Annotated in this window: 9 protein-coding genes and 1 pseudogene; 5 read left to right on the top strand and 5 right to left on the bottom strand. The window is 30.2% G+C overall.

The window, feature by feature from the left end; all coding sequences use genetic code 11:
• Positions 1–288 (top strand): integrase core domain-containing protein (locus HGB55_RS10625; RefSeq protein WP_168816878.1); only part of this gene is annotated, 288 nt, incomplete at its 5' end.
• A 37-nt stretch (positions 289–325) separates the two neighbouring features.
• Here the strand turns inward: HGB55_RS10625 and HGB55_RS10620 are convergent.
• Both HGB55_RS10620 and HGB55_RS10615 read right to left on the bottom strand, forming a co-directional pair.
• Positions 326–3,088 (bottom strand): annotated as a pseudogene (locus HGB55_RS10620) (efflux RND transporter permease subunit); the annotation flags it as partial.
• Positions 3,089–3,197: 109 nt separating this feature from the next.
• Entirely contained in the window at positions 3,198–3,614 is a 417-nt protein-coding gene (locus tag HGB55_RS10615; protein ID WP_168816876.1) for a hypothetical protein, read from the bottom strand.
• A 391-nt stretch (positions 3,615–4,005) separates the two neighbouring features.
• On the opposite strand from HGB55_RS10615, the gene HGB55_RS10610 reads away from it, so the two are divergent.
• The 4 genes from HGB55_RS10610 to HGB55_RS10595 all read left to right on the top strand — a co-directional run bounded on the left by HGB55_RS10610 (position 4,006) and on the right by HGB55_RS10595 (position 8,674).
• Positions 4,006–6,519 carry a TonB-dependent receptor gene (locus HGB55_RS10610; RefSeq protein ID WP_168816875.1) on the top strand — a complete coding sequence of 838 codons (2,514 nt, stop codon included), beginning with the start codon at positions 4,006–4,008 and terminating at the stop codon, positions 6,517–6,519.
• Between the two features lie 285 nt (positions 6,520–6,804).
• Entirely contained in the window at positions 6,805–7,074 is a 270-nt protein-coding gene (locus tag HGB55_RS10605) for a hypothetical protein (protein ID WP_168816874.1), read from the top strand.
• A 76-nt stretch (positions 7,075–7,150) separates the two neighbouring features.
• Positions 7,151–8,122 (top strand): type IX secretion system membrane protein PorP/SprF, encoded by a 972-nt coding sequence (locus HGB55_RS10600; RefSeq protein ID WP_168816873.1) that lies wholly within the window; start codon positions 7,151–7,153, stop codon positions 8,120–8,122.
• Positions 8,123–8,164: 42 nt separating this feature from the next.
• Positions 8,165–8,674 carry a gamma carbonic anhydrase family protein gene (locus tag HGB55_RS10595; protein WP_168816872.1) on the top strand — a complete coding sequence of 170 codons (510 nt, stop codon included), beginning with the start codon at positions 8,165–8,167 and terminating at the stop codon, positions 8,672–8,674.
• Positions 8,675–8,761: 87 nt separating this feature from the next.
• On the opposite strand, the gene murI is transcribed toward HGB55_RS10595, so the two are convergent.
• The 3 genes from murI to HGB55_RS10580 form a co-directional block, all read right to left on the bottom strand.
• Positions 8,762–9,550 carry a glutamate racemase gene (gene murI, locus HGB55_RS10590; RefSeq protein WP_168816871.1) on the bottom strand — a complete coding sequence of 263 codons (789 nt, stop codon included), beginning with the start codon at positions 9,548–9,550 and terminating at the stop codon, positions 8,762–8,764.
• 89 nt (positions 9,551–9,639) lie between these two features.
• A complete protein-coding gene (locus HGB55_RS10585) occupies positions 9,640–10,140 on the bottom strand; it encodes an OmpH family outer membrane protein (RefSeq protein ID WP_168816870.1) in 501 nt (166 codons plus the stop codon).
• 21 nt (positions 10,141–10,161) lie between these two features.
• The gene (locus HGB55_RS10580; RefSeq protein WP_168816869.1) at positions 10,162–10,962 is read right to left on the bottom strand and encodes an OmpH family outer membrane protein; all 801 of its coding nucleotides are present in this window, start codon (positions 10,960–10,962) and stop codon (positions 10,162–10,164) included.
• Positions 10,963–10,988: the final 26 nt, after the last annotated feature.

Raw genomic sequence — 10,988 nt, 5'->3', positions numbered from 1 at the left:
TATGCTTCAAGAGAATTTAGAAAAATCATCAAGTCTAATTCTTTGATTACACAATCTATGAGTAGAAAAGCTAATTGTTGGGATAATGCAGTGGCAGAATCCTTCTTTAAAACATTAAAAATCGAACTAATCTATGGAAATCAATATAAATCAATTGAACAAGCTAAAACTAGCATTTTTGAGTATATAGAAATATGGTATAACAAAAAACGTCTACACTCTTCTTTGGGATATAAAACCCCTTATGAAGTAGAACAAGAATTTTATCAATTTAAATATGTAGCTTAGGTCTTAAAAAAATTGTCCGACTTTTTGTTGCAAGTCCAGTTTGTGTGAGCATTTTGCCTCCAACAGCTACTTCAAGTACATTTTGAACAGCATCAATAGTTAAACCATAACGCGCAATTTTTTCTCGGTTAATGTCAATTAACAAATATGGTTTTCCAACAATTCTATCTGCAAAAACAGCTTCTTTTTTAATACCAGGAATTTGTTTTAAAACAGTTTCCAATTCCAACCCAAAAGCTTCAATTTGCTGTAAATTTTGCCCTTTAATTTTTATGCCCATTGGAGCGCGCATTCCTGTTTGTAGCATTATTTGTCGCGTTTCAATAGGTTGTAGTTTTGGAGCAGAAGTAATGCCCGGTAATTTGGTACTTTTTACAATTTCATTCCAAATATCATCGGCAGATGTTATATTTTTTCTCCAGTTTCTGTAATATTCACCTTTATTGTCAACTATAAGTTCTTTAGCTTCTATTTTTGTTCCTGAAGAGATAAATGCTCCCGATTCTGTTTCAAATAAACCATCTTTATTCACCTTAAATTTTAAACGTTTACCATTTTCATCTAATTTATATTCAGGATAATAAAGAATGATGTTTTCATACATAGAAAGTGGAGCAGGATCTAAAGCACTTTCTACTCTTCCGGCTTTTCCAAGGACCGATTTTACTTCCGGAATGTTGGCAACAGCCATATCTAATTGTTGCAAAACTCGTTTGTTTTCGGCAATTCCGGAGTGTGGCATTGATGTAGGCATCAGTAAAAATGAACCTTCATTTAAAGCCGGCATAAATTCTTTTCCGGTATGTTTCCAAATCGAGATTCCTAAAACAACAATGATTGCAGGAATACTTAAAAACAACAATTTATTTGCTAATGCCCAAGTTAAAATTCGAACATAATACTTTCTGAAAAGCGTAAATAATCCCAGCAATCCAAAACACACAAAACTTACAAGTATCAGGTTTAAAAACAATGAATTTTCAACACCTAAGGGTCTCCAATAAATACTTAGTAAAACAATAATTGTGAGTACACTTATTACTATGTTTATAAGCTCTTCTGTTTTTTGGTTTTCTTTATAATGAAGTAATTTGAATTTTTTTAAAATAGGATAAATGGTAAAAGCAACTAAAGCAAATCCAATATAATAACCACTTATAATTCCATAAATTCCTAAAACTGCAAGAAAAATGTTTAGAATTATTTTTCCTTTTTTAAGATTCGATTTCCATCCAAATAACCAAGCGGCAAAAGGAGGAATTAAAAACAGAGCAATAAGTAGTGAAGCTGTTAACGCCATAGTTTTGGTAAATGCCAATGGGCGGAATAATTTTCCTTCGGCACCAATCATTGTAAACACAGGTATAAAACTGATAATGGTTGTTAAAACCGCAGTTATTATTGCACCTGAGACTTCAGTTGTTGCATTATAAACAATTGTATTTATGGGTTTTTTAGTTGTATCCTCATCAATATGCCGAATGATATTTTCTGAAAGGATTACACCAACATCAACCATTGTTCCAATAGCAATGGCAATACCCGAAAGCGCTACAATATTGGCATCTACATTAAATGCTTTCATTGCAATAAACACCATTAAAACTGCAATGGGCAATAATCCTGAGATGAGTATAGAAGCCCGTAAATTAAATACCATAACCACAATTACCAAAATGGTAATTAAAATTTCTAAAGTTAAGGCTTCATCTAAAGTGCTGAGCGTTTCTTGTATAAGTTCAGTTCTATCGTAAAAAGGAACGATAGTTAATTGCGAGGTTCTTCCATCTTTCAATACTTTTGAAGGTAATCCGTTACTTATTTCGGCTATCTTATTTTTAAGATTTGTAATCACTTCCATAGGATTAGCACCATAACGCGCTACAACAACACCTCCAACAACCTCAGCACCTTCTTTGTCTAAAATACCCCTGCGTTCAGCCGGACCTAAAGATACTTTTGCAATATCTTTTACTAAAATAGGTGTATAATTTTCTGACGTTACAACGGTATTTTCAATGTCATTGATTGATTTTACGTAGCCTAAGCCTCTAATTAAATATTCAACGTTGTTAATTTCAATGGTTTTTGCGCCAATATCTTTGTTAGATTTTCTAACAGCATTTACCACTTGTTGTAAAGAGATATTATATTCTTTTAAAACATCAGGATTTACATCAATTTGATATTCTTGTACAAGTCCTCCAATAGAAGCTATTTCTGAAACGCCTGAAGTTGAAGACAAGCCGTATTTTACATAATAATCTTGAATACTTCGTAACTCTTGTAAATTCCATCCACCGGTAACATTACCATTTTTATCACGTCCTTCTAAAGTGTACCAAAATATTTGTCCTAATCCTGTAGCATCAGGACCTAAGCTTGGTTGTACATCAGCAGGTAATAAACCGTTAGGTAACGAATTCAATTTTTCTAAAATGCGACTTCTACTCCAATAAAATTCTACATTTTCTTCAAAAATGATGTAGATACTAGAGAAACCAAACATAGAGGAGCTTCTTATGGTTTTTACACCCGGAATACCCAATAATGAAGTGGTTAGCGGATAGGTTATTTGATCTTCAATATCTTGTGGTGAACGCCCATTCCATTTGGTGAAAACAATTTGCTGATTTTCTCCAATATCAGGAATGGCATCAACGGCAACAGGATTTCTTGGGAAACTTCCTGTGTCCCAATTAAAAGGTGCGGTTGAAATTCCCCAGCCAACAAATAATACAAGTAATAAAACCGCAACTAATTTGTTTTCTATTAAAAATTTAATGCTTTTGTTTAGCATAATTAATTGATTTTAAAGTTTTTGAAAAGTGTTGTTTGGCAAGTGTAAACAACAAAATAATCCCATATTAGCAGATAACTAATTGGGTTTTAATCAATAAGACGTAAAATCAAATTAAAAATACTTGGTCAAGTGTTTGAATATCCTTGACTATAAATGGTGGAGAGTAATCTTTAAAAGGAATGATATTTTCTTCTAATCCTTCAAATAAATTAAGGTATGAATGTATAAATGAAGTTATGAATAACTGTTGATTAAAAGTCAATTTAGAAAAATCGATTTTTAAATTACTTTGACCTTCAAATTGTTGTACAGTATCTTTACAGCAATTACTTTTTTCAAGTGAACAGCCATCTACCGGAGCTTTATTTCCCATTTCCATACCGCAAGTTTCAGCTTTTGAAAAAAGACCAATATCAACTAAGTGATCACCACAAAAGTGCTCACTAATTGTAAATGACATTGTAGAAAATATAACTACAAAAGCCATTGAAATTGACAGTATTTTTGTAAAAAAATGTTTCATAAGGTTATGCAAATGTATAAAATTTGAAATAACAAAGTAATTAATAGAAAGTTAAAAAATAACTTAAATAATTATTCTTGTAAAATAAAAGTACATAGTAATTATCTTTTTTGACATTCCTACGAAGGCAGGAATGATAGGTTTATAATCAGCCGTTTAAATCAAACTCACTTTCAAAAAGATAAAATAATTAAGAATTACTGCAAAATTTACATGCCAAATAATAGTCTAATTATCATTTTTGAAGTTGAAATACAGCTTATAAATTTAACATAAAACTAATAAGTAGCTTTAAACCGTAACTGTAAGGTAATTTTTAGTTAAGTGTGGCATAACATATACAAGGTACTTTTATTATTTAAAAATCACTTAATTCAAAACTTTATACGAAATGAAAAACAACTACTTTTTTATAGTATTTTATTTTATTGGCTTTTTTACTTTAACAGCTCAAAATACAGGAATACTAAAAGGAAATATTAAAAGTGAACAAAATGAGCCTATAATTGGTGCCAATGTAATAATCAAAAATTCATCTTTTGGAACTGTTTCTGATGAAGAAGGAAATTATCTTATTAAAAACCTAAAAAAAGGTACATATCAAATAGAAATTTCATATTTAGGATTTGATACAATTACCAAAAATGTTGTTATAGGAGATGGAGTAACTATTCAGGATTTTACGTTATCAGAAAGTTCATTTTTACTTGAAGGTGTAATGGTTACAGCTCAAAAAAGAGAACAACGCAATAAAGATGTACCAATTGCAATAACTTCGTATGGAAGTGATTTTATCAATAATAACAATACGTTTGAATATGATAGTTTTTCTGAATATGTACCTGGATTTCAGGTTCAAATACAAAGTGTTAATAATCCCGGAATTGTAGTAAGAGGTATTACAAGTGATGATGGAGATTCAAGAGTTGAGCCAAGAGTTTCTATATTTCAAGATGGAGTTTCTATAAGTAAATCAAGAGGATCGGTTGTAGAATTGTATGATATAGAAAGAGTTGAAGTATTAAAAGGTCCGCAAGGTACATTATTTGGACGAGGAGCTCAAATAGGAGCAATGCACATTATTCAAAATAAAGCAAAAGATGAAACTTCAGGATTTTTAAAATTGGGTTATGGTAATGAGAATCAGTTTTTGGCTACAGGTTATTTTAATACTCCTATAACTGATAAGTTGTTTTTTAGAGCTGCTGGTATTTATAATGCGAGAGATGGATTTATTAAAAACATTTCCGGTGGAGATTTAAATGGAAAAGAAACATTGGCTTTTAGAGGTGCTTTTAAATATTTAATTTCTGAAAAAACTACACTTGATTTAATTGGTAATTGGCAAAAAGATACACCTCCGGGAACTTCTTTTAAAAGTGGATTGTATGCTCCAACAGGAGGCGATACAGACCCAACTACCTTTGCAGATTTAGAAAGAGGTAAAGAACTTGGACTAGATAGAGAAGTGTATGGCGTTACAGGAATTTTAAAACACAGTTTTAATGATACTTGGGATTTAACGTCAACTACTGCTTACAGAGAATTTGATTCTGATGAAGCTTTTGATGCAGATGGAACTGCTGCACCTGCTTTATTTTTTCACGAAATAGCCGAAGGAAAACAATTCAGTCAAGAATTCAGATTTAATTTTGACAATAAAGATAAATTTAGAGGATTTTTTGGTGCTAATTTTTTCTATGAAGATGGTTCACAAAAAGTGCCTTTTATAACAAACGAGCAAAGTTATGCTGTACTATTATCAGATTTTTTATTAGGAACCAATAATTTTGTAATAGGAGGTACACCAATATTAATACCGGCAATACCAAATGAACCTGCAATATATGGAGCAATAGCAGGAGCACCTTTAAATGAATACAATAAAGAGTCTTATACTAACTTTGGCGAAAATTATTCTAGCGATATTTTTGCCGATGCATCCTATGATGTAACAGATGAATTTACAGTAACTTTAGGATTAAGAGCAACTTGGGAAAATATTAATGCCGGTTATGAAGTGGAAGATGCTGAAACTCCTTCTTATTTAGGATATTTATTAGGAACTTTTCCTAACAACGTGTATGCACCTACAAATGGTAGATTAGATGCAAGTGATAATTTTTTATCTCTTGTAGGTCGTTTTGCTGTTAATTATGATATTTCAGAGAATGTAACCTTATTTGGAAATATAGCTAGGGGAAGAAGACCAAATGTAATTAATGTTGATGCAAACGGAGTTAATGTATTATCTGATGAGATTGTTTGGTCTTATGAAATAGGAGGAAAGTCGTTATTTTTAAATAACAGACTTCAATTTGATTTAAATGCTTATATGTATGATTACAGTCATTTTCAAACAAATATAATCACTTTTGATGAAGTAAATGGACTAGATATGAGACCTGATGATAGTGGTAATGCAACTGCGTACGGATTTGAAACAGCTGTACAATATGCTTTTAGTAAAACAAGTAGTGTTTTTGCAAATTACGGCTATATTGATGCTTCTTTTGACGATAAAGATTCAAAAGGAAATCCACAAGCATTGGCAGGAAATACTTTTAGATTAACGCCTAAACATTCGTTTTCACTTGGTGTAAATTTCAATCCTAAAATTAACGATAATTTGGATGCTTTTGTTAGACCAACATATACCTATAAATCTAAAGTGTTTTTTGAAGAAACAAATCTTCCCGATATTTCTCAAGATGCGTATGGCTTGTTAAATTTTAGAGCAGGATTGGTTTGGAATAAAAAATATGAAATCAATTTTTATATGACTAATGTATTGGACGAAGAATATATTATAGATGCAGGAAATACCGGAGGTTCTTTTGGTATTCCAACTTATATTGCAGGAGCACCTCAATTCTATGGCGTTCAAATATCTGCAAAATTCTAAATTTATTTCTGAATAAATGTTCTCGAAAACAGACAGTTTCTTACAAAGAGATTGTCTGTTTTTTTTGAAATAGAAATGAAATCAATCAACTATTGTATATTTAATTTACTAAGTTTAAAAATTTTGTAGTATCAAAATAAGATATTGAAAATTATAATTTTGAGTATTTTAAGGTTTAAAACACTTATAAATCAATAATATAAGGTGTTTTTTGTGTGAATTTTAGCTTAAATTCTGTAAATTAGTTAATGTATTTTTAAATCTGTTAATTTAATTTACTCATTTATGCTATCAATCAATTTAACCGAAGTCAATAATAAAGAACAAATAGCTAAAGTTATTCATGCAAAAATGGAAAATAACGGTATCAAAAAAAGCGAAATAATTTTAGGAACTAATTTAAGTAAAACAGCGGTAAACAGTGTTTTATGTATTGGTGATTCGGATAATGATTATAGATTTAGTACTTTAATTAAAGTATTGGAATTTTTAAAAATTAAAATTTTTATTGGTAGAAATGACGATTTCAAAAGCAAAGTTTTATCGCTATTTTAAGAAATAGGTTTTTTTAGGTGTTAAAGAATTAATATTTAAACAGAATTACCCTATCTTTAAAGCTTTATTTTAATAGATGAAAATAGTAAAATTCTTATTTTTTATTTCACTTTTTCTTGTGACTATTTTTACAAATGCTCAAGAAACATTACCTATATATTCCGATTATTTGTCAGACAATGTGTATTTAGTGCATCCGGCAGCAGCAGGAATTGGAAATTGTGGTAAAGTTAGAGTTACTGCTCGAAGCCAATGGAGTGGAATAGATGACGCACCTTCTTTACAAACACTAAGCGCACATACACGAATTAATGATAATATGGGAGTTGGATTGATATTATTTAATGATGAAAACGGGTACCATTCGCAACAAGGAGTTCAAGCAACGTATGCTTATCATCTTACTCTTGGTAGATTAGATGAAATAAACCAATTATCCTTTGCTCTTTCGTTAATGGCTGTAAATAACAGTGTAGATGAGAGTAGTTTTACAATACCGGACCCTGTTATTTCTCAAATTACCCAAAGTGAAAGTTATTTTAATGCCGATTTTGGTATGGCTTACCATCTTAAAGGGTTTTTCTCTTATTTTACGGCAAAAAATATTATGTTAAGTGCACGTAATTTATATAATGATGATTACGAATCACTAAATCTGCGTAGATATTTAGTTACTTTAGGCTATTATTTTGGAGAAGGCAGAAGTTTTCAATTAGAGCCTTCAATAATGGCGCAATCTATTGAAAGAACAGGTGAAAAGTTTGTCGATTTTAATATCAAAGCTTATAAAAATATTGCGAACGCACAACTTTGGGCAGCATTTTCGTACAGGCAAGGTTTCGATAATGCAGAGACTGAAGAGTTAAGCTATATTACACCAATTGTAGGTGTAAATTACAAAAACTTTATGGTGTCTTATACTTACACCAAGCAATCAGGAGATATTTTATTTGATGATGCAGGATACCACCAAATTTCTTTAGGTTTCAATTTCTTATGTCGTGAACCTCGAAGAAGCGGTTGTCCTAACATAAACGCATCTTTTTAGAAAACCAACATTATTTTACTATAATACAATTTTAATTTTATAATGATTATCAAAGAATTAAACGGTGTAAAACCACAATTTGGCAACGATTGTTTTATTGCTGAAAATGCAGTAATTATTGGTCAAGTAACAATGGGAGATCAATGCAGTATTTGGTACAATGCAGTTATTAGAGGCGATGTACATTACATAAAAATGGGCAACAAGGTAAATGTTCAAGACGGAGCAGTTATACACGCAACGTATTTAAAATCACCTACAAATATTGGAAACAACGTTTCAATTGGTCATAATGCGTTGGTTCATGGGTGCACAATCCACGATAATGTTTTAATTGGTATGGGCGCTATTGTGATGGACGATTGCATTGTTGAGAGTAATTCCATTATTGCAGCCGGAGCTATAGTAACACAAGGTACTCACATAAAATCTGGTTCTATTTATGCAGGCGTACCGGCAAAAAAAATAAAAGATATAAGCGAAGAATTAATTTCGGGACAAATAGATAGAATTGCCAATAATTATGTAAAATACGCCGGTTGGTATAAATAATTTGGGCGTTTCCCTTCGGGTCAGGCTTTCCACTTTATCTTTTGCTTTGCAAAAGGATATCGTTGCAATCCTTAACGCAAAATGAAGTTAAAACTCCAATTCAGAAATAAAAAAATCAGCGGTAGAATCACTTAAAATTTGTTTCAAAACTTTTTTATCAGTATTAATATAAAATTGATGTGGATGTTTATTTGGAATACCAGCTACTAATTCGTGTTTTTCTAAAATAGCTTTGGTTTGTTTAGCAACTGCCTCACCCGAATCAATAATTTTAATATCATCTCCTATAATTTCTTTTATTTGAGGTATTAAATAAGGGTAATGAGTACAGCCTAAAACCAAGTGATCTATGTTGAAATTCAGCATTGGTTTTAAGTATTTTTCCAACAAGTTTTTCATTTCTTTAGAATCTAATTTTCCTTGTTCAATTAAAGGAACCAACCCATCACCATCTTGTTCAACAGTTGTAATATTTTTAGTGTATTCATTGGCTGTTTTTTCAAACAATTTACTTGCTAATGTTCCTTTTGTTGCTAAAATACCAATGGCTCCTGTTTTACTGTAAAGTGCAGCAGGTTTAATTGCCGGTTCAATGCCAATAAAAGGAATGGTATAATTTTTACGTAAATAATCTATGGCATTAGTTGTTGCAGTATTACAAGCTACAATAATAAGTTTACAACCTTTTGAAATTAATAATTCGGTATTTTTAACGCATAATGAAATAATTTCTTCGGCTGATTTTTCTCCGTAAGGAGCATTTTTACTGTCGGCTAAATAAATAGTATTTTCATTAGGTAGCAATTTTATAACTTCTTTCCAAATAGAAGTACCACCAATGCCGGAATCAAATAAACCAATAGGGCTCTTATCCATTATTTTTCAAAATAATTAAGTTAATTTACAATATAAAAGTATAAAAAAATCCCGCTATTGCGGGATTTAATTTTATATGAAATATTGTTTTATTGGATACCTAATTTTGCTTTTACTGCAGGTAGTAAATCTGTACCATTAGCAACAATTAAAGTAGAAGCTTCTAAAACATATGTATAACCTTGCTCATTTGCAATTTCGTCAATAGCTTTTTTAGCTTTTTCTAAAATTGGCTTTAATTTTTCATCTCTTTTTTTATTAAGATCTTCTCTAGCAATTTGAGATGATTGATATAATTTTTGTTGATCTTGCTGAACTTCAATACTTCTTTGTTGATTAACTTCATCAGTTTGTGAAGCTGCTTCAGCATCATATTTTTTAAGTTTAGCTTCAAGTTTGTCATTTTCAGCTTTCAATTCAGCTTCGTAAGTTTTACTTAATTTTTCTAATTCAGCATTTAATGCTTTGGTTTCAGGCATTAGACTTATTAATAAATCTGTACTAATATGTGCAACTTTTGTTTGTGCTTGTGCAGTATTAAAACCTAATGTTACTATTGCAATTAATAATAAAGTTCTAAATTGTTTCATTTTTTTTCCTAGTTATTTAAATTAATTATTCTCTTTTTTTTCTTCTTTGGCTTTTTTAGCCTCTTCAATTTGTTTAATTCTTTGTTGTCTTTTTTCTTCTATGGCTTTTCTAAGTTCTTCTCTTTTTTTAAGTTTTTCAGCTTTTTGTTCTTCAATTCTTTTTTGTAATTCAGCTTTTCTTGCTTCTCTTTCATCTAATTTTTGTTGAGCTTTTTCATTAACAACAGTTTCATTATCATCATCTTCAACTAATGTATTTTTTACTTTGTTTTGTTTTTCATTTAGAGCATTAACTTTTTTGGCTCTGGTAATTTCTTTGATAACTATATCACTAACATCGTATTGCTTGTTTGAGTAAAGCATTATCAAGTCGCTAGATTTGTCTAAAATAAAATCATATCTTCTTTTAGTTGCTATATCTTGAACAGAATTATATACTAAATCTTGAATTGGCTGTACTAATTGTTGACGTAAAAAAAATAAATCTCCATTAGCACCAAAATAAGCTGCTTGTAATTTTTTTAGTTCTAATTCTTTTATTTGTATATCTTCTTCTTTTTCTTCTATTAATTCTTTGGTTAATAATGGTTTTTCATTATTCAGTTCAGTTTTTAAATTTTCAATTTCTTCTTTTTGCTTGTCAATAGTATTTTGCCAAGTATTTGCTTTTACATTTATTTTAGCTTGAGCTTCAGTATATTCCGGAATATTTTCTAAAATATATTCCATATCAATATAACCAATTCTTTGAGCTTTTTGAGCAATAGCAACAGATGATAAACTCAAAATTAAATATGTAAATAAAAGAACTCTCTTTGCCATAACTACTATGTATTTAGAAAAAACCG

It is taken from the genome of Lutibacter sp. B1 (genome assembly GCF_012524075.1).
Taxonomy (GTDB): domain Bacteria; phylum Bacteroidota; class Bacteroidia; order Flavobacteriales; family Flavobacteriaceae; genus Lutibacter.
This window is presented reverse-complemented; position numbering and strand designations above follow the sequence as displayed.

Bases quoted from the DNA above. Each gene is read 5' to 3' on its own strand.
- HGB55_RS10595 (WP_168816872.1), top strand. From the start codon at position 8,165: ATGATTATCAAAGAATTAAACGGTGTAAAACCACAATTTGGCAACGAT.
- HGB55_RS10615 (WP_168816876.1), bottom strand. From the start codon at position 3,614: ATGAAACATTTTTTTACAAAAATACTGTCAATTTCAATGGCTTTTGTA.
- HGB55_RS10600 (WP_168816873.1), top strand. From the start codon at position 7,151: ATGAAAATAGTAAAATTCTTATTTTTTATTTCACTTTTTCTTGTGACT.
- HGB55_RS10585 (WP_168816870.1), bottom strand. From the start codon at position 10,140: ATGAAACAATTTAGAACTTTATTATTAATTGCAATAGTAACATTAGGT.
- HGB55_RS10610 (WP_168816875.1), top strand. From the start codon at position 4,006: ATGAAAAACAACTACTTTTTTATAGTATTTTATTTTATTGGCTTTTTT.
- murI (WP_168816871.1), bottom strand. From the start codon at position 9,550: ATGGATAAGAGCCCTATTGGTTTATTTGATTCCGGCATTGGTGGTACT.
- HGB55_RS10605 (WP_168816874.1), top strand. From the start codon at position 6,805: ATGCTATCAATCAATTTAACCGAAGTCAATAATAAAGAACAAATAGCT.
- HGB55_RS10580 (WP_168816869.1), bottom strand. From the start codon at position 10,962: ATGGCAAAGAGAGTTCTTTTATTTACATATTTAATTTTGAGTTTATCA.